This window comes from Kribbella sp. NBC_00662 (genome assembly GCF_041430295.1).
Taxonomy (GTDB): Bacteria; Actinomycetota; Actinomycetes; order Propionibacteriales; family Kribbellaceae; genus Kribbella.
In genome coordinates this window covers 2,578,874-2,596,101 of the sequence record NZ_CP109029.1, presented here as the reverse complement: position 1 = coordinate 2,596,101, position 17,228 = coordinate 2,578,874, and the positions used below count along the sequence as shown (strand labels likewise).

The 17,228-nt window shown below is 68.9% G+C and carries 20 protein-coding genes and 1 tRNA gene; 6 read left to right on the top strand and 15 right to left on the bottom strand.

Annotated elements, in window-relative coordinates; translation table 11 throughout:
* The first annotated feature begins 44 nt into the window (after nucleotides 1-44).
* Both OHA10_RS13210 and OHA10_RS13205 read left to right on the top strand, forming a co-directional pair.
* Nucleotides 45-338, top strand: a complete 294-nt coding sequence (locus OHA10_RS13210) for a type II toxin-antitoxin system VapB family antitoxin (RefSeq protein ID WP_130445815.1) — start codon at nucleotides 45-47, stop codon at nucleotides 336-338.
* Nucleotides 339-367: 29 nt separating this feature from the next.
* Complete coding sequence (locus tag OHA10_RS13205; protein ID WP_371406485.1) at nucleotides 368-931, top strand: LytR C-terminal domain-containing protein; 564 nt, start codon at nucleotides 368-370, stop codon at nucleotides 929-931.
* 2 nt (nucleotides 932-933) lie between these two features.
* On the opposite strand, the gene OHA10_RS13200 is transcribed toward OHA10_RS13205, so the two are convergent.
* From OHA10_RS13200 to OHA10_RS13180, 5 genes are all read right to left on the bottom strand, one after another.
* Nucleotides 934-2,445 carry a potassium/proton antiporter gene (locus OHA10_RS13200; protein WP_371406484.1) on the bottom strand — a complete coding sequence of 504 codons (1,512 nt, stop codon included), beginning with the start codon at nucleotides 2,443-2,445 and terminating at the stop codon, nucleotides 934-936.
* Nucleotides 2,446-2,543: 98 nt separating this feature from the next.
* Nucleotides 2,544-2,634, bottom strand: a tRNA-Ser gene (locus OHA10_RS13195).
* Between the two features lie 13 nt (nucleotides 2,635-2,647).
* A complete protein-coding gene (locus OHA10_RS13190; protein WP_371406483.1) occupies nucleotides 2,648-3,076 on the bottom strand; it encodes a nucleoside deaminase in 429 nt (142 codons plus the stop codon).
* Between the two features lie 31 nt (nucleotides 3,077-3,107).
* Entirely contained in the window at nucleotides 3,108-3,605 is a 498-nt protein-coding gene (locus tag OHA10_RS13185; RefSeq protein ID WP_371406482.1) for a tRNA adenosine deaminase-associated protein, read from the bottom strand.
* Nucleotides 3,606-3,679: 74 nt separating this feature from the next.
* Nucleotides 3,680-3,862: a hypothetical protein gene (locus tag OHA10_RS13180; protein ID WP_371406481.1), complete on the bottom strand. Its 183-nt coding sequence runs from the start codon at nucleotides 3,860-3,862 to the stop codon at nucleotides 3,680-3,682.
* 106 nt (nucleotides 3,863-3,968) lie between these two features.
* On the opposite strand from OHA10_RS13180, the gene upp reads away from it, so the two are divergent.
* The gene (gene upp, locus OHA10_RS13175; RefSeq protein ID WP_371406480.1) at nucleotides 3,969-4,610 is read left to right on the top strand and encodes a uracil phosphoribosyltransferase; all 642 of its coding nucleotides are present in this window, start codon (nucleotides 3,969-3,971) and stop codon (nucleotides 4,608-4,610) included.
* 6 nt (nucleotides 4,611-4,616) lie between these two features.
* Here upp and OHA10_RS13170 read toward each other — a convergent pair whose 3' ends face one another.
* The 3 genes from OHA10_RS13170 to OHA10_RS13160 form a co-directional block, all read right to left on the bottom strand.
* Nucleotides 4,617-5,582, bottom strand: a complete 966-nt coding sequence (locus OHA10_RS13170; RefSeq protein ID WP_371406479.1) for a twin-arginine translocation signal domain-containing protein — start codon at nucleotides 5,580-5,582, stop codon at nucleotides 4,617-4,619.
* Nucleotides 5,583-5,744: 162 nt separating this feature from the next.
* Nucleotides 5,745-6,647: a 1,4-dihydroxy-2-naphthoyl-CoA synthase gene (locus tag OHA10_RS13165; protein ID WP_371406478.1), complete on the bottom strand. Its 903-nt coding sequence runs from the start codon at nucleotides 6,645-6,647 to the stop codon at nucleotides 5,745-5,747.
* Nucleotides 6,648-6,661: 14 nt separating this feature from the next.
* On the bottom strand, nucleotides 6,662-7,675 hold the full coding sequence (locus OHA10_RS13160) for a LacI family DNA-binding transcriptional regulator (protein WP_371406477.1): 1,014 nt from the start codon (nucleotides 7,673-7,675) through the stop codon (nucleotides 6,662-6,664).
* A 144-nt stretch (nucleotides 7,676-7,819) separates the two neighbouring features.
* On the opposite strand from OHA10_RS13160, the gene OHA10_RS13155 reads away from it, so the two are divergent.
* Entirely contained in the window at nucleotides 7,820-9,748 is a 1,929-nt protein-coding gene (locus OHA10_RS13155) for a Xaa-Pro dipeptidyl-peptidase (RefSeq protein WP_371406476.1), read from the top strand.
* On the opposite strand, the gene OHA10_RS13150 is transcribed toward OHA10_RS13155, so the two are convergent.
* Nucleotides 9,745-10,671: a helix-turn-helix domain-containing protein gene (locus OHA10_RS13150; protein ID WP_371406475.1), complete on the bottom strand. Its 927-nt coding sequence runs from the start codon at nucleotides 10,669-10,671 to the stop codon at nucleotides 9,745-9,747. The genes OHA10_RS13155 and OHA10_RS13150 overlap by 4 nt on opposite strands.
* 127 nt (nucleotides 10,672-10,798) lie before the next feature.
* On the opposite strand from OHA10_RS13150, the gene OHA10_RS13145 reads away from it, so the two are divergent.
* Entirely contained in the window at nucleotides 10,799-11,128 is a 330-nt protein-coding gene (locus OHA10_RS13145) for a PadR family transcriptional regulator (RefSeq protein ID WP_130445805.1), read from the top strand.
* Nucleotides 11,125-12,351 carry a hypothetical protein gene (locus OHA10_RS13140; RefSeq protein ID WP_371406474.1) on the top strand — a complete coding sequence of 409 codons (1,227 nt, stop codon included), beginning with the start codon at nucleotides 11,125-11,127 and terminating at the stop codon, nucleotides 12,349-12,351. Before OHA10_RS13145 ends, OHA10_RS13140 begins: the two co-directional genes overlap by 4 nt.
* On the opposite strand, the gene OHA10_RS13135 is transcribed toward OHA10_RS13140, so the two are convergent.
* From OHA10_RS13135 to OHA10_RS13110, 6 genes are all read right to left on the bottom strand, one after another.
* Entirely contained in the window at nucleotides 12,348-13,067 is a 720-nt protein-coding gene (locus OHA10_RS13135; protein ID WP_371406473.1) for a GNAT family N-acetyltransferase, read from the bottom strand. The two genes, OHA10_RS13140 and OHA10_RS13135, sit on opposite strands and share 4 nt — an antisense overlap.
* A 105-nt stretch (nucleotides 13,068-13,172) precedes the next feature.
* Nucleotides 13,173-14,156 (bottom strand): adenylate/guanylate cyclase domain-containing protein, encoded by a 984-nt coding sequence (locus tag OHA10_RS13130; protein WP_371406472.1) that lies wholly within the window; start codon nucleotides 14,154-14,156, stop codon nucleotides 13,173-13,175.
* Nucleotides 14,146-14,544 (bottom strand): cyclic nucleotide-binding domain-containing protein, encoded by a 399-nt coding sequence (locus OHA10_RS13125; RefSeq protein WP_130386825.1) that lies wholly within the window; start codon nucleotides 14,542-14,544, stop codon nucleotides 14,146-14,148. The genes OHA10_RS13130 and OHA10_RS13125 overlap by 11 nt, the downstream gene beginning before the upstream one ends.
* A gap of 45 nt (nucleotides 14,545-14,589) precedes the next feature.
* Nucleotides 14,590-15,975 (bottom strand): FAD-dependent monooxygenase, encoded by a 1,386-nt coding sequence (locus OHA10_RS13120; protein ID WP_371406471.1) that lies wholly within the window; start codon nucleotides 15,973-15,975, stop codon nucleotides 14,590-14,592.
* On the bottom strand, nucleotides 15,972-16,613 hold the full coding sequence (locus OHA10_RS13115; RefSeq protein ID WP_371406470.1) for a VC0807 family protein: 642 nt from the start codon (nucleotides 16,611-16,613) through the stop codon (nucleotides 15,972-15,974). Before OHA10_RS13115 ends, OHA10_RS13120 begins: the two co-directional genes overlap by 4 nt.
* Nucleotides 16,613-17,206: a TetR/AcrR family transcriptional regulator gene (locus OHA10_RS13110; RefSeq protein WP_371406469.1), complete on the bottom strand. Its 594-nt coding sequence runs from the start codon at nucleotides 17,204-17,206 to the stop codon at nucleotides 16,613-16,615. Before OHA10_RS13110 ends, OHA10_RS13115 begins: the two co-directional genes overlap by 1 nt.
* Nucleotides 17,207-17,228 lie beyond the last annotated feature (22 nt).

Genomic DNA, 17,228 nt, shown 5'->3' with positions numbered 1-17,228 from the left:
CATGACCTGCACCTGAGACCTGTTACCCCGCTAGACTTCGGGAGGTGATCTTCAAGCGCGTCGGGGAAGACCGGCCGTACCCGGACCATGGGCTGCGGCCGAAGGACTGGTCCTCGCTGCCGCCACGGCAGGTGCGGCTGGACGAGCTCGTCACGACGAAGGGCACCCTTGACCTGAACGCGCTGCTCGACGAGGACTCGACCTTCTACGGCGACCTGTTCGCGCACGTCGTGGAGTGGAAGGGCGACATGTACCTCGAGGACGGGCTGCACCGCGCGCTGCGCGCCGCGCTGCAGCAGCGTCAGGTTCTCCACGCTCGGGTCTTGGTAGTGGACTGACCCATGTCTGCTCACGGGGGGTTGAGCCGATGACAGCGATCCATCCGCAACCGCGGCCGCATTCGCACATCCGCTGGCGGACGCCGATCACGATGGTGATCCTGCTCGGCATCCTGGTCGGCGGCGGTTGGTGGGGCTGGAACTCCCTGATCAACAGCAGCGCCGAGCCGACCTGTGTCGAGCAGAAGCTGCCGAACAACCGCCTGGTCCCGAAGCAGGTCGTGCTGAACGTCTACAACGGCGGCGCGCGGGCGGGCTCCGCGCAGCGGGTCGCCGACGCGTTGAAACAGCGCGGCTTCAACATCGGCAAGGTCTCCAACGAGCCCAAGGGCAACAAGGTCGATGTGGCCGAGCTCCGTGGCGTCGCGGCGAACGCTCCGGAGCTGGCGCTGGTCGCCGGCCAGCTGAACCAGAAGGCCGTTGCGGTCGCCGACGGCCGCACCGACCACACGGTCGACCTGGTCATCGGCGCAGGCTTCGGCTCGGTCCGCCTCAAGGGCATCCCGTCGGTCCAGGTGGCGGCCGGCACCAGCGTCTGCCTCCCGGTCGTCCACACCCCGCAGCCGATCCCCTCCGGCCAGAACCCGAACTGACCTCAGTGCTGTTCGCGGCCGCGCTCACCGAACCAGCCGGCCAGGCGGCCGGCCCGGGAGACGGCTCGGAGGCGGCGGACGGTCTGTTCGCGGACCGGGCTGGGAGCAACGACCAGCAGCGCGTCGTCGGCGCGCAGGACGGTACGGCGGTCCGGGACGAAGGCCTGTTCGCCGCGGATGACGAGTGAGACCGAGACGCCGGCGGGCAGCCGGAGTTCGCCGATCTCGACGCCTGCCAGCCGGGACTCGCTCGGGACGTGGACCTGGAGCATGTCCGCGCCCAGCGACTCCAGCGGCGCCACGTCGATGTCCACCTCGTGGGCCGCGTTCTCGTCCAGCACCTTCAGGCGGCCCGCCAGCCACGGCAGCGACGGTCCTTGCAGCAGCGTGAACAGCAGGACCAGCACGAACACGACGTCGAAGATCCGGTCCGCCTGCGGAACCCCCTCGGCGAGCGGGATCGTCGCCAGGACGATCGGCACCGCGCCACGCAGCCCCGCCCACGAGATGAACGCCTGCTCCCGCCACGGCAGCCGGAACGGCGCTGCGGAGATCGCCACCGAGGCGAACCGCCCGACCACGGTCACCGCGATCCCGATCACCAGCGCGACGAGTACGTCGTTCAGCCGGAACCGCCCCGGCGAGGCCAGCAACCCGAGCATCACGAACAGCCCGATCTGCGCCAGCCAGGCGATCCCGTCCACGAACGACCGGGTCGCCATCCGGTGCGGCAGCTCCGCCCGCCCGAGCACCAGCGAGGTCACGTATACGGCCGCGAACCCGGACACGTGCAGCAGGACGGAGCCCCCGGCGTACGAGATGAAGGCGACCGACATGATCGCCAGCGGGTAGAGGCCCGCCGAGCTGAGCGCCATCCGCCGGATCAGGCCGACGCTCACCCAGCCGATCAGCAGACCGAACAGGGCGCCGACGACCAGCTCGTACAGCACCAGGCCGGTGAACGACAGCACGCCCTTCTCGCCGACCTCGCCAGTGCTCACCAGCGTGACCAGCAGTACGGTCGGCGCGTCGTTGAGACCGGACTCGGCCTCCAGCGCCCCACGCAGCCGCGGCCGGATCGGCACCCGTCTCAGCACCGAGAACACGGCTGCCGCGTCCGTCGGCGATGTCACCGCCCCTAGTAGTACAGACAGCTGCCAGCTGAGCCCGAGGACGAAATGCGCCACGCAGGCGACCACACCGACGCTGACCGCGACGCCGACCGTCGCGAGGACGAGCCCGAGCGGCATCACCGGACGTACTTCGTTCCACCGGGTGGTCAGGCCGCCTTCGATCAGGATCACGACCAGCGCGGCGAACCCCAGCGCATGCGCCAGCTGCGCGTCCTCGAAGTGGATGTGCCCCGGCCCCGACTCGCCCAGGAGCAGGCCCATCCCGAGATAGATCAGCAGCGACGGGAGCCCGAGCCGAGCGGTGAGCCGGACGGCCACGACCGCGACCAGCAGGACCACAGCCGCTGCCAGCAGAATCCGGTCGAGCTCCGATACATCCATGGGGCCCTCCCGTCGAACGTCAGGTCCCGAGAGACGAAAACCCTGACGCATCACACAGCATCAGGGTCTCCGGCCTATCTTCCGCCCCGGGGGGCGGTTGGCGGTGGCGGAGGGATTTGAACCCTCGGACGGGGGTTGCCCGTCACGCGCTTTCGAGGCGCGCTCCTTCGGCCGCTCGGACACGCCACCGCCGAGGACAATATCAAGGCCGGTGACGAATGAAGAAATCGCGCAGCCGCGCGCCCGCCTCGTCGGCCATCACGCCGCCGATCACCTCGGGCCGATGGTTGAGCCGACGATCCCGTACGACGTCCCACAGCGAGCCGACCGCGCCCGCCTTCTCGTCGTACGCCGCGAACACCAGCCGGTCCAGCCGGGACAGCACGATCGCCCCGGCGCACATCGTGCACGGCTCCAGCGTGACGACCAGCGTGCACCCGCTCAGCCGCCACTCGCCGACATGCCGCGCCGCCTCCCGGATCGCGAGAACTTCGGCGTGCGCGGTCGGATCGCCGGTCGTCTCCCGCTCGTTGTGCCCGCGCCCGATCATCTGACCGTCGGCGTCCACCACGATCGCCCCGATCGGTACGTCGGGCAGCGCCTTCTCGCCCTCCTCCAGTGCGAGGGTCATCAAGCGCGACCATTCGCGGCGCAGAATCGGGCTAGCCAACAGCTTCGATCGCGTCGTGGAACTGGTTGCCGAACCCAAGCGTCTCGGCGATCTCCTCGAGCATCTCCTCCGGGTACAGGTCGACGTCGTCGCAGAGCGCGCCGAGGTCCATCGCGCTCATCCCCAGGTCGGCGAGGATGGCCAGATCACCGGCCGGCACCTGTTCGTCGTCGTCATCGGCCAGCGGGATGTCGAGTTCGTCGACGACCTGCCGGGCGATCGGCCACTCGGTCGCGGCGGTCACGTCGGAGATCAGCAACCGGGCCCGGCCGCCGGCGACGCGGACCAGCACGAAGAAGTCCTCGTCGACCGAGACCATCCCCAGCACGCCGCCTTCGCCGGGGAACCGGCGGAGGGCGGAGACGAGCGCGGACAGATCCGGTTCACCACGGAGTACCAGCGGGGTGACGGTCCAGTTCCCGTCCTCGGTGTAAGCGGCGACCGCGAAATCGAGGTCGGTGGTCATCGGCCCAGCCATGGCATCGGACACCGGGTCATCGTCCCAGACTCTGCCTCTCCACGCGATCTCGGAGCGATATCAGATCCACCAACAACCGTCAACAGTCAGTGATGGTAGGTCGCTCTGCGCATCGCTTCGCGTAGTTGGCGGACCCGGGCGCGGCGGGGCGCGATCCGGTCGCGGAGGGCCTTGGCCTCCTCGAGTTCGCGGAGGAACTCGGCACGCCGGCGCAGCCGGTCGAGGTCGCGGCGGGGAGCCACCAGGCGCGGTCTGGGCTCGAGGGTCATCGGCGTACTCCCTGATGGGCGAGGCAGGGCAGATTCCAATGCACTTTCGAGTCTGACAGCGAGCGCGCTTCCCCGTCGCGAATCGCCGACGGTAGCGTTCCGGCTTATGCAGATCCTCGTCGTGGACCACCCGCTCGTCGCCCACAAGCTCACCGCGTTGCGCGACGAGCACACGGACTCACCCACGTTCCGTCGGCTGACCGAGGAGCTCGTCACGCTGCTCGCCTACGAGGCGACCCGGGACGTCCGTACCGGTCCGGTCACGGTCCAGACCCCCGTCGCCGAGGCGCAGGGTGTGAAGCTGACCGCGCCGAAGCCGCTGGTCGTGCCGATCCTGCGAGCCGGCCTCGGCATGCTCGAAGGCATGTCCCGGCTGCTCCCGACGGCGGAGGTCGGTTTCCTCGGCATGATCCGCAACGAGGAGACGCTGACGGCGTCGACGTACGCCGAACGCCTGCCGGAGGATCTGTCCGGACGCCAGTGCTATGTCCTCGACCCGATGCTGGCAACGGGCGGCACGCTGGCCGCGGCAATCCAGTTCCTCGTCGACCGCGGCGCCGACCACATCACCGCCATCTGCCTGCTCGCCGCCCCCGAAGGCGTGGAACGCGTCGAACGCGAACTGACCCACCTCGACGTCCCCTGCAACCTGGTCATCGCCGGCATGGACTCCCACCTCAACGACAAGGGCTACATAGTCCCCGGCCTAGGCGACGCCGGCGACCGCCTGTACGGCGTGGCGCAGTAGCGCTGACTAGACGAGGCTGTTGCGGTAGAAGAGGTTGGCTCGGCGGTCGCCCGTGATGCCGGAGGCGAAGCCGAAGCGCAGTTGTGGGCGGCCGAGCGGGTCGACGTAGACGCCGACTCCTTCGGCCTCGCGGTAGACCAGGTCGGCGCCGTCCACGATCTTCACGGACTCGACGATCTCGCCCTTGTTGATGTCGTAGGTCCAGAGCTTCGACGTCGCCGGTGCGGGGTCGGAGGTACCGGCGTACGCCTCGCCCTCCCAGAGGTAGACGTACGAGCCGTACAGCGCCCAGCCCTGGAAGTCGATGTCGGGTGTCATCGCGGGCTGCTTGAACGACGCGAGCACGCGGGAGAAGTTGCCCGCTCGCGCCGCCGCCAACGAGTACACGTTGATGTGGAACCCGTCCGCCAGCGTGTGCCTGATACCGATGCGTCCGTGGCGCTGATCGACGGACGGGGTGAAGACGGCGCCGTCCGCGACCGGCTTCCAGCTCCGCAGCCCCGGCGAGTCCTTCGTCAAGGTCGCGCCGTCCTGCCAGGGGAATCGAGCGATCTGCCGGCCGCGAGCGTTCGCCGTGTCGACGTCGGTCTCGGTCCACAGGTACGTCGTACGCCCGACCGCCTCGGCCCCGATCGAGACGGCGTGACCGAAGCCGCTCAGGTACATGTGCCCGACGACGTCACCGGCGAGCGTGAGCTGGGTCAGCGTGAGGTCGCCGCTGCCGGCCGGCGTACCCGCGCGCAACTGCCCGGCGAACAGCCGCTGGTTCGGATTGTCGAACGCGATCGACTGCATGACCGTGACATCGGCCAACGGCTTGCCGCGAAACACCTCGCCACCAGGCCCGTCCAACACGAACCGGCGCGACGGCAGCAACGTGAACGGCCGAGCAGAAGCAGGCGAACCGACAGCCCCGGCAACAACCATCGCACCGGCACCAGCAAGCAACCCGCGGCGGGAGAGTTTGTCCATAGCGCCCGACCGTAAGCGATCTACCGCGAACTGTCAGCACTTCGCACGAATATTTCTGTGAAAAACCCAGAGATCGATGTTAAAAACTGTCCGACAGGTCGGCGGCCGGGCCCAGGAACTTGCCCTCAGCAACCAAGGCGAGCTGGCTGATCCGAGCAAACCCTAGAAAGCGTAGGGGTACGGCGACCAGTCGGCCGGCCGCTTCTCCAGGAACGAGTCGCGGCCCTCGGCGGCCTCGTCGGTGCCGTAGGCGAGGCGGGTCGCTTCACCCGCGAACAGCTGCTGGCCGACCAGACCGTCGTCGATCAGGTTGAACGCGTACTTCAGCATCCGTTGCGCGGTAGGCGACTTCGAGCAGATCTTCTTGCCCCACTCGAGCGCGACCGCCTCGAGCTCCGCGTGCGGTACGACCTTGTTCACCATGCCCATCCGGTACGCGTCCTCGGCGGAGTACTCGTCGCCGAGGAAGAAGATCTCCCGCGCGAACTTCTGCCCGACCTGCCGCGCCAGGTACGCCGATCCGAACCCGCCGTCGAACGACGCCACGTCCGCATCCGTCTGCTTGAACCGCGCATGCTCCGCCGACGCCAAGGTCAGATCCGCGACCACGTGCAGGCTGTGCCCGCCACCCGCGGCCCAACCGGGAACGACACAGATCACGACCTTCGACATGAAGCGGATCAGCCGTTGTACTTCGAGAATGTGCAACCGCCCCGCACGAGCCGGGTCGATCGAGTCCGCCGTCGTGCCCTCGGCGTACTTGTAACCGTCCTTGCCGCGGATCCGCTGATCGCCGCCCGAGCAGAACGCCCATCCGCCGTCCTTCGGCGACGGGCCGTTCCCGGTGAGCAGCACGCAACCGACGTCGGTCGACATCCGGGCGTGGTCGAGTACGCGATACAGCTCGTCGACGGTCTGCGGCCGGAACGCGTTGCGTACTTCGGGCCGGTTGAACGCGATCCGCACCACGCCGGCATCGACTGCCCGGTGATAGGTGATGTCGGTCAGCTCGAAGCCGTCCACCTGCTTCCAGGCCGACGGGTCGAAGATCTCGGAGACAGTCACCCGGTGAGCATATTTCAGGCCTTCGCGGTGCTCTCCCGCAGTACTACTTCGGCCTTGAACGTCTCGGTCGTCACGTCGCCGCCCTCGATCGCCAGCTCGAGCGCACGCCGGCCCATCTGCTCCAGCGGCAGCCGCACGGTCGTCAGACCGGGCCACACGTCGCGCAGCGTTGCGATGTCGTCGAATCCGGCGACGCCGAGCCTGCCCGGTACGTCGACACCACGCGTCCGCAACGCGGACATCGCGCCGACCGCCATCACGTCGTTCACCGCGAACAGACAGTCCACGTCCGCCTGCCGATCGAGCAGTTGCCCGGCAGCGGCGTACCCGCCGTCGCGGGTGAAGTCACCGGCCTCGATCGCTACCGGCTGCAACCCCGCCTCGGCCAGTCCCTCGACGAACCCGGCCCGTCGGTCCCGTGCCGTCGCCAGCGTCTCCGGACCGCCCAGTACGGCGAACTTCCGCCACCCGAGTGCGACCAACTCGCGAGCCAGGTCGGCCGACCCGGTCCGGTTGTCCGGCTCGACCGTGTGCGCCGGCATCCCGGACTGACTGACCAGTGCGAGACCCGCGCCGGAGTTGAGGAAACTCTCCACCTCGGACGCCGTGCGGGCCAGGCTGTCGGCGTCGGTCCGCCGGCTGCCGATCATCACCGCGGCACGCGCCCGCTGGGCCCGCAACGACGACAGGTAAGCGATCTCGCGGTCGGAGTCCCGGAACGTGCTCGCCATCATCACCAGCAGATTGCGTTCGTCCGCGGCACGCATCACGCCGTTCGCGATCGCGGCGAAGTACGGGTCCTCGATGTCGTGCACCAGGATGCCGACGACGTTCGTCGACGACTTGGCCAGCGCCTGCGCCTGCGCGTTCGGCGTGTAGCCGAGCTCGTCGGCGGCCGCCTTGACGCGTTCCTGCAGTTCCGGCCGGGGCACGCGGTCCCCGCCGTTCAGCACACGGGAGGCGGTCGCGACCGACACACCCGCACGTTGTGCAACGTCCAGCAATGTCACCGGTGCTCGCAGATTCACTGGCCTACCCTTTCGTGCGTCCCCCCGGGGGCGGTGGCGGTCACCCTATCGAATCGCCCGTTCTCACGCTGAGTATCGGGCAGGTCGCTGCCAATCCCGTCAGAACCTGGCGTTGCGGCGCGGGAGTGACTAGCCTTCCCAGCCATGACGACCGTCCGCGCCAGGGTGACGATCCTGGTCTCGTCCGCCGTGCTCAGCATCACGACCATCACCGGTCCCGCCGTGGCAGCTCCTGTCCCGGACGGACCTCTTGCTGCCCCGGCAGCACCCAGTGTGCCGCAGCACGTCGACGCGCGCACCAAGAGCACGCAGCCGGTCTACGACTACGGTGCGGCGATCCGCGAATCGGTGTACGTCGACACCACGATGGACACCGATTCCGACGGTAAGGACGACGTGATCGCGGTCGACATCGTCCGCCCCAGCGAGCCCGCGCTCACCGGTGTGAAGATCCCGGTGATCATGGACGCCTCGCCGTACTACTCCTGCTGCGGACGCGGCAACGAGAGCGAGAAGAAGACGTACGACAGCGACGGCGTCATCCAGAAGATGCCGCTGTTCTACGACAACTACTTCGTCCCGCGCGGATACGCGATGGTCGGCGTCGACATCCTCGGCACCGGACGGTCCACCGGCTGCGGTGACGTCGGCGGCCGCGACGAGATCCAGTCCGTGGTCGACGTGATCGACTGGCTGAACGGACGCAACACCGCACACACTGCCGACGGGCAGGCGGTGAAGGCGACCTGGACCACCGGCGCGGTCGGCATGATCGGCAAGTCGTACGACGGCACCCTCGCGAACGGCGTCGCCGCGACCGGCGTGAAGGGCCTGAAGACGATCGTGCCGATCTCGGCGATCTCGTCGTGGTACGACTACACCCGCTCCGGCGGCGTCCCGTACTCGGACGACTACATGCCCTGGCTGGGCGGGTACGTCGGCCACGACAGCCCCGCCTGCGAAGACGTTCGCGGCGAGCTCGGCGACAACGACGACGATGACACCGGCAACTACACGGCGTTCTGGTCCGAGCGCGACTACACCAAGAACGCGTCGAAGGTGAAGGCCTCGGTCTTCATGACGCACGGCCTCAGCGACTACAACGTGCAGACCAACCACTTCTCGCAGTGGTGGTCGGCGCTGTCCCGCAACAACGTGCCGCGCAAGCTGTGGCTCGGGCTCGAGGACCACGTCGATCCGTTCGAGTTCCGCCGGGACCAGTGGGTGGACGAGCTGCACAAGTGGTTCGACTACTGGCTGCAGGGTCTGCAGAACGGCGTGATGAAGGAGCCGGCCGTCTCGATCGAGACGTCACCCGATGTCTGGCGCAACTACAAGACCTGGCCGGCCGTCAACCGCCCGGCGTCGGTACCGCTGTCCGCGGGCAAACTAGGTGCCGCAGGCAAGGGTTCGCTGATGATCACCGACGACCCCGACCTGACCGAGGACGACATCGTCGCGGATCCGACCGAGGTGATCGCCGGTCGGCAGATGTTCCTGTCCGCACCGCTGACCGCCCCGATGCGGATCAGCGGTACTCCGTCGGTCACGCTCCGGGTGAAGTCCGACTCCGCGACGACCCCGATCACCGCCCGCCTGATCGAGTACGGCGACGCGGAGCGGTACTCCGGGATCCGTACCACTGACGACAGCACCTGCGAGGGCTCGAGCACCGAGTACGACGACAGCTGCTACTTCACCGTCGACAAGCTCACCACCCAGAGCGATCACGGCATCGTCAGCCGCGGCTGGATCGACGCCGCCCACAGCAATTCATTGTCGAACCCGACGCCGCTGACGCCCGGCAAGTGGACGACCGTCAATGTCCCGCTCCGCGCTCAGGACCAGGTCATCCCCAAGGGCCGCGTGCTCGGCCTGGCCGTCACGCTCTCCGACACGGAGTGGACCAGCCCGAACGACACCGGCGCCAGCATCGACATCGACCTGGCCGGCAGCAAGCTCAACGTCCCGGTGACGTCCGGCAAGATCACCGCGCCGGCCCAGATCCACCCGATCGACGTCGACATCACCACGCCCAGCCAGCGCCCCAACCTGCACGACCCGAAGAACTAGTTGCCTTCGGCTACAAACTGCATCGGGTCGCCGAAGCCCAGGTCCTGGATGCCGGCGGTGTAGAACGCGCCGATCAGCAGGGAACGGCGGTGGGCGGCGAAGGTCAGGACGTGAGCCACCATGCCGCCGTACGTGAAGACGCGTGGTGGTTCGCAGGTGGTGTCGACGAAGCTCTCGTCGAAGCGCCCGTCCTCGTTCAGCTGGTTGACCAGGGCAACGAAGCGTGAGCCGGCGTCGGCGTGCCGGGTGCGGAGCTCCGAGATCGGGGTGGTGACGTCGCGCCCGCATTCGGGGACCTCGAACGGACGCTCCTCGACCGAGGCGAGCCACATCTCCTCCTGCCAGACCAGGCGGTCCAGCAGGTACCGGATCGAGATGTCGTCGTCGATCCCCTCGACGGACAGTTCGATCGGGCGGTCCAGTGTCGCTGCGTCCAGACGGGCGCCGCGTTCGATCATCTCGCCGGTCAACCAGACGTGATGTTCGACCATTCTGACAAGTACGTCCATGCCTCTCACCTTTCTACGTGCCGGCAGCCGTAGCCCGGCCGGCGGCTGGAAATGCACTCCACTCGGCGCCGTCAGGAAGAACACCCGCGACGCTTCCCGTCGCCAGTCCCGCGGCGACATCCCATAAGCCCTGGCGAACGCCCGGGTGAACGCCTCGTGCGAGCCGTACCCGGCCTCGACGGCAACCTCGAGTACGGCGACCGGCTCGGTCAGCAACCGGTACGCCGCCCGTTCCAGCAGCACCCGCCGCCGGAACGCGAACGGCGACTCGCCCGCCACCGCACCGATCACACGGTCGAAGTGGAAGCGGGACAGATGCACCCGCTCCGCGAGCCCGGTCCCGTGCACCGACTCGCACGGCCCGGTCATCCCGGCCGCCACCACCGCCACGAACTCCTCGAACACATCCGCCATGCCCACCACTGTGCCCCCATCCGCCCCCCGCCGACTTGATCGAAATTGCGGAACCTCAGGCTGGTTACCGCAGTACTCCGCAGTGTGTAGTACTGTTCTGCGCGGAACACCTGCTGGAGGAGACCTGATGGATACGAGCCAGCTGCTCAAGGGCGTCCTGGACCTCGCGGTGCTCGCCGTGCTGCGCGACGCCGACGGCTACGGGTACGACGTACTGCGCCGACTGCGCGCGGCCGGACTGGAGGACGTGGCGGACGCGTCCGTGTACGGAACGCTGCGCCGGCTGTTCGCGGCCGGGGCATTGACGTCGTACGTGCAGCCGAGCGAGGAAGGGCCGCACCGGAAGTACTACGGGCTGAACAAGACCGGCCGCGACCTGCTTGCCCAGTCCACCAAGACCTGGAACCACTTCGCCGACACGATGTCGGTGCTGCTGCTGGAGAAGGAGGCCGCGTGAACAGCACCCTGACCGGAGCGGTCGCGCTCTACCTGGCCCAGGTGCGGGCCCAGCTCAACGACCTGCCGCCCGGGGAGCTCGAGGACGTCCTGCAGGACGTCAGCGGCCACCTGACCGAGGTGGCGGCCGAGTTCGGCGCGGAGCCGACGCTCGCGGACCTGCAGCAGCGCCTCGGCACGCCGGCGCAGTACGCCGATGAGCTGCGGACCGCGGCCGGTTATCCCCCGCGGACCGCGCCGGTCAGCCAGGACGATCTGGACGCCGGCTGGAAGGCCTTGCGCTGGGGGCTGATCTCGGCGATCGCCGGCCCGTTCTTCATTGCCGTCGGCATCTTCGCCTGGGCGCGCGACGAGACCACGTTCTTCGGGCTGCTCGGGCTCGGGATCCTGTTCGTCGCGGCGTTCCTCGGCGTCCAGGCCTTGCGCGGTCACGATCCGCGGATCGTGCTCGACACGCCACGCGGTGCCCGCGGGGCGGCGGCGATCCGCGGCTGGATCGACCAGATCCCGCCGAACGTCCGGCACGAACTCGTGACGATCGGCCAGCCGGTCTGGTGGGTGGTCCGCGGCGTGATCGGCGCGGGTGGGTTCTTCGCGCTGTTCGGCGCCGCGTCGGTGACGGTGGTCGGGGCGGTCGCGGGCGCGGCGGTGTCGATCTGGATCGGGCGGAAGACGCAGCAGGACCGCCGCTGGCTGTGGTACGTCGTACCGCTCAACGTCGTCGCGGCGATCGTGGTGCCGTCGTTCCTGGCGGCGGCATACGTCGGGGCGTCGTTCGGATTCCTCAACAACTACAACGACTATCGCGGTAGCTCCTCGCATTACAACCCGCCGTCGAACGGGCTGATGCTGAACGGGAACACGATCACGAACATCTACCCGTTCGATGCCCAGGGCAAGCAGATTCCGGTCCGGCTGTACGACCAGGACGGGAACCCGATCAGCCTGGAGCAGCAGGACTGCGCGACGAACTACGGCACGCAGTCGCGCGACACGACCAGCAACCTGTTCCCGCAGGCCGTCGTCGTACCCGATGAGAACGGTGACGCCGGGCCGGACAACTGCAAGGACACCACGAAGGCGCCGTTCGTGCCGCCGCCGGCCCCGGCCACCCGCACGACCCCGCCTCCGACGGCAGCCCCGACCGCCACTCCGACGGTCAAGCCCTCGACTCCGGCGGCCTCCAAGCCCGGTGCAACTCTGACGGTCCAGCCGACGCGCTAGCGCATCCCGGCAGCGGCGACTCGGCGATAGGTGTAGCCGAGTCGCCGATAGACCGCGATCGCCGCCGGGTTGTCGCCGTCCACCATCAACGCGACCCGCCCGTGCCGCTTCACCAGCTCAGCCGTCACGAACCCGCACACCTGCCGCGACAACCCCTTGCCCCGCGCAACAGGATGCGTCGCCACCCCGGCCAGGAACCCGACCTCCGGCGCACTCCACGCATCCGCCGCGATACTCAGCAGCTCACCACGCTCCCCGGTGAGCGCGGCCCACCGCCGTACGCCGGGATGCCCGGGCCACGCATACGACTTGGGCGATGCCTCGGACAGCAACGCCTCGACCCCGGCGTCGCCGTCCAGCCAGGCTGCTGTCGTGGTGACAGCCGGCACCTCAGTCGCATCCATCCACCCGAACGACGCCGAGAACGTCAGCCCAGGCACGCGCTCCGACAGCCCGCGCACCAGCTCCTCGTCCCCGAACGGGCGGTACGACGGGCCTACCTCGCGCAGTACCTCGCGCACCAGCGGAGCTGCATCCTCCGCGGACCCGATCACCGCGAGCCGATCGTGCTTGGACACATCCGGCGAGGCGACCGCCACCGCGTCCCCAGCGGCCCACACCCGCACACCCGGCCTGAACCCCTGCGCAGCCCACTCGACGATCGAGTCGCGCCCACTCACCAGTGCCAGGTCGGCCGGCGTCTTGATCTCCCGCACATACCAAACCGTATGTCACGCCGCTGACGCGTAAGCAACCTGCCCGAGAGGCGGACCGGGCGCCGCTCGCCCGAGGCGGACCGCGCGACGCTCATCCGAGGCGGACTAGGCGCCGTCCGCCCGCTGGACGGCGTACGGGACCAGGTGGCGGTAGCCGCGGACCGAGACGCGGCGGAGGCGGTGGAGTTTGTAGGCGGCGTGGCCGTCAAGGGCGGCGGCGAGCTCGCGGTCGGCGAGGACGCGGCCGGGCTTGCATTCGGTGGTCAGTCGGGAGGCGAGGTTGACGACCTCGCCGTACACGTCGCCGAGCCGGATCAGGATCGTGCCGTACGCGAGCCCGATCCGCAGCTCGGGCAGCTCCTCGTCCGCGTTCACGGCGTCCTGGAGCGCCAGCGCGACCGCGGCGCCCTGCGCGGCAGTGTCGGCGACGAACAGCACCTCGTCACCCATCGACTTGATCACCCGCCCGCCGTTCAGCGCGACGACGTCGGCGGCAGTCCCCTCGAAACGCTCGATCAGTTCCCCGAGCTCGGCCTCGCTCAGCCGGCGGGTCAACCGCGTGTAGCTGACGATGTCCGCGAAGCCGACCGCCCGCACGCCACGCGCCAGCTCGTCGGAGCCGGCCACCGCCCGACCGGCAGCGGCGGCCAGGTGCCGGCGCCAGACGTACGTCTGCAACCGCTCCATTGCCGGCAGCAACAGTGCCGCGACCTCGATCGCCTCGTCGGCGGACAGCTTCGACCCGCCGAGGAACTCCAGGAACATCGCGGACTGCCAGGACGCCAGCCGGGACTGCGTCTGCCCCAACTTGCGTGCCAGCGACGACTCCATCTCCGGCTCGATGAACTTGTCGTCCTCGAGCGCCGCGACCAGCCGCAGCGCCTCGACATCGTCGTCGGTGAACGCCACCTCGTCGTCCGGGACGGTCGCGAACCCGAGCGCGTGCCACATCCGCTCGGCGCGCTGGATCGAGATCCCGGCCCGCTCCGACACCTGCACCCGGGTGAACTTCCGCTCCCCGCCCAGCAGCGTCCGCTCGAAGTCCTGAGCCAGCGCGGCCAGATCCGGCGTCCCAGGGTCAGTGGCCACCGCGGCGCTCTGCGATGGTGGCGTCGATGGCGTCCCGGAACGCCGGCAGCCGACGGGTCAGGTCGTCGAACTTCTCCCGGGTGAAGTGCAGCAGCTGCAACCGCGACTTCGCCGTGACGGTTGCCGTCCGCAACGTGTTCTTCCGGACCGCGACCTCGCCGGCGATGTCACCCGGACCGAGCTCGGCGATCTCCTGGCCCTTCTCCCGGACCGCCGCCGTGCCACTGAGGATCAGGTACGCCGCGTCCGGCGGCGTCTGCTCCAGGATCAGCGACCAGCCGGCCGGCACCGAGACCTCCTCACCGGCCCGGAAGATGTCCCTGATGTCCCGTCCGGACAGATCCGCGAACAGCGGGAGATCCCGCGGGGACGTCCTACCCAGTGCCACGTCGATCCTCCTCGTCGGCTCCGCCGATGTTTCCAGTCGGTAACTCTAACGCTTCGGCGACGCCACGGTCACCCAGAGATCCGAAACACCCGGAATCTCGGGTACTTCGGAGCCCGGATCATCGGTTGCCCAACGCACATACCCGTCCGGCCGGACCAGAATCCGCGCCGCCGGAAGCTCACCGCCCTCGAGCAGCACGTGTCGCCCGGCTCGCAGCCGCTCCGCGACCGTCGTACCGTCCGGCAACGGCAGGTCCGGCATCCGCCTGCCCACCAACGGATGCTCGCCGCCCGCGTACGCGAGTCCGATCCCGGAGATCGTTCCGGCCAGCCGCCGGTTCGCCTCCGGCACGCCAAGCAGGTCGATGAACGTCTCCCGCAGACAGGCGACGTCCTCGTCCGGCACCATCAGCACACCTTGCGCCCGCGTGTTCGCGAGTACGGCGGTCCCGGCCGGATGCCGCTCGTCGTGATAGCTGTCGAGCAGGTCGTCGCCTGCCTCGCCCCGCACGACCGAGCCGAGCTTCCAACCGAGGTTGAACGCGTCCTGCAGCCCGAGGTTCATCCCCTGACCACCCGTCGGCGAGTGGATGTGCGCGGCGTCGCCGGCCACGAAGACCCGGCCCGCGCGATACCGATCAGCCTGACGCGCCGCATCGGTGAACCGCGAGCCGTACCGCAGCTCTCGCAGCACGACGTCCTCGCCGTACCAGGCCCGCAGCGCGGCCGCGACCTCGCCATGCGTGACTGGCTGATCCTTCGGCAGTCCTTGCTGCTCCGGACCGGTGAAGAGGACCCGGTGCATGCCGTCCTCCAGCGGCACCATCGTCATCACAGCACCGTCCCGTGGCACCAGCGACGGCAGCGACCAGCCGGGCTCGATGCCGGAGATCACGACGTCGGCGACGACCGCGCTGAACCGTCCGTCACGTCCAGGGAAGTCGATTCCGGCCAGCGTCCGCACCGAGCTCCGCGCCCCGTCACAGCCGACGATCCACCCCGCCCGGATCGTCGTACCGTCCGCGAAGCCCGCCTCGACGCCGTTCGAGTCCTGCCGGAGGTCGGTCAGCTCGAGACCTCGCCGTACGACGACACCCTGCGCGCATAGGTGATCCTCCAGCAGCTGCTCGATCCGGCGCTGCGGAATCCCCAGCTGGTAAGGGAATCTGGTGTCCAGCGCGGTGTAGTCGAGCGGAACCGGCAGCCCCGCGAAGTGCCCTGCCGGCAACCGGGGCGCCCGATCGAGCACGGATCCGAGAAGCCCGCGCGAGTGCAGGATCTCCACGGACCGCGGCTGCAACGACAACGCCTTCGACTGCCCTGGCCGCTCAGCGGCCTTGTCCACGAGTACGACGTCCGCGCCGGCGAGGACCAGCTCCGATGCCAGCAGCAGCCCGGTCGGCCCCGCACCGACCACGAGAACCTCGTTCATGCGAGCAGATCGTTCTTACGCGAGTAGATCATCGTGAAGCCGTAGAGCAGGGCGAACAACACGATCCATTGGATCGTCGTCACGCCGGGGACGGCGTCGAGCGGCAGCACGTACGCGATCACGACACGGATCACCGCGTCGAAGACCAGCCCGACTCCCCAGACGATCGTGACCAGGCGGATGCCGTGCCGGAACCCCGCGTCGCGGTCCCAGCGACCCGCCCAGACCTCGCCGCCGCCCTTACTGCGCTTGGCCTCCGCGATTCCGCGGCCGATCGCCAGCAGCAGAGGCTTGCCGAGGGCAACGGTCCCGAGCATCCAGGCACCGCACATCGCGGTGATCACACCGTCCTTCGCGAGCAGCAGCCGCGGACTGTGCATCGCCAGCGAGGCGATCGTCCCGACCACGAGCGCGACGATCATGAACACCGCCATCCACTCGACCTTGCGGCCGCGGACGATCGAGTAGGCCGTACGCACGACCGGGATCACCGAGCCGGCCAGCGTCGCGCCGACGACCCCGACCCCGGCCCGGCGCAGGCCGTAGAAGATCAGCAGCGGCACGACCAGATCCACCAGGACCGGGGCGAGCACCGCTCCCCAGCGTGCTTTGGGCTTGACGTCCGTCACCACTGTCATCACCGCTCCACTCGGGTCGCTCGGTCGAAGGTCTCGATCAGTTCCCGCGCACAGTCCGCCGGTTCCGCGCCGCCGACGAGGCGGCCGGCCACGGCATCGATGGCAGCGCGCAGGATGACTGCCATCAGCGCGGAGTCGAAGCGCCGGAACACGCCGGCCTGCTGGCCCGCCTCGAACAGCGCGACCAACCGGGAGACCGCGCTGTCAGCCTCCTCGGACGGCACCTGGGCGCCGCCGAAGACGATCTGCTGGACAGCCCGGACACGATCCGGTCGCGCGGCGATGAACTCGACGTTCGACCGGATGTAGGCGGCAAGCTTCTCCGGCAGACCGTCGGCGGCCTCGATCGCCGGCCGCATCGTCTCGGCCGCGTCGGCGGTGACCCGGCGGAGCACCTCGGCGAGCAGCTCCTCCTTCGTCGTGAAGTGGTACGAGATCAGCCGCTTGCTGCTCAGCCCGGCGGCCTCGCAGATCGCGTCGTACGACGTCGCCGCATACCCGCGCTCGGCGAGCACGGTGATCGTCGCCGCGACGATCTGATCCCGCCGAGCCGCCGTACTCCGGGTCCGGTCCGTGCTCTGATTTATCCGCATGGATAAAAGTTACCCAGCTGGA

Bases quoted from the DNA above. Each gene is read 5' to 3' on its own strand.
- OHA10_RS13205 (WP_371406485.1), top strand. From the start codon at position 368: ATGACAGCGATCCATCCGCAACCGCGGCCGCATTCGCACATCCGCTGG.
- OHA10_RS13200 (WP_371406484.1), bottom strand. From the start codon at position 2,445: ATGGATGTATCGGAGCTCGACCGGATTCTGCTGGCAGCGGCTGTGGTC.
- OHA10_RS13190 (WP_371406483.1), bottom strand. From the start codon at position 3,076: ATGACCCTCGCACTGGAGGAGGGCGAGAAGGCGCTGCCCGACGTACCG.
- OHA10_RS13180 (WP_371406481.1), bottom strand. From the start codon at position 3,862: ATGACCCTCGAGCCCAGACCGCGCCTGGTGGCTCCCCGCCGCGACCTC.
- upp (WP_371406480.1), top strand. From the start codon at position 3,969: ATGCAGATCCTCGTCGTGGACCACCCGCTCGTCGCCCACAAGCTCACC.
- OHA10_RS13170 (WP_371406479.1), bottom strand. From the start codon at position 5,582: ATGGACAAACTCTCCCGCCGCGGGTTGCTTGCTGGTGCCGGTGCGATG.
- OHA10_RS13155 (WP_371406476.1), top strand. From the start codon at position 7,820: ATGACGACCGTCCGCGCCAGGGTGACGATCCTGGTCTCGTCCGCCGTG.
- OHA10_RS13150 (WP_371406475.1), bottom strand. From the start codon at position 10,671: ATGGCGGATGTGTTCGAGGAGTTCGTGGCGGTGGTGGCGGCCGGGATG.
- OHA10_RS13145 (WP_130445805.1), top strand. From the start codon at position 10,799: ATGGATACGAGCCAGCTGCTCAAGGGCGTCCTGGACCTCGCGGTGCTC.
- OHA10_RS13120 (WP_371406471.1), bottom strand. From the start codon at position 15,975: ATGAACGAGGTTCTCGTGGTCGGTGCGGGGCCGACCGGGCTGCTGCTG.
- OHA10_RS13115 (WP_371406470.1), bottom strand. From the start codon at position 16,613: ATGACAGTGGTGACGGACGTCAAGCCCAAAGCACGCTGGGGAGCGGTG.
- OHA10_RS13110 (WP_371406469.1), bottom strand. From the start codon at position 17,206: ATGCGGATAAATCAGAGCACGGACCGGACCCGGAGTACGGCGGCTCGG.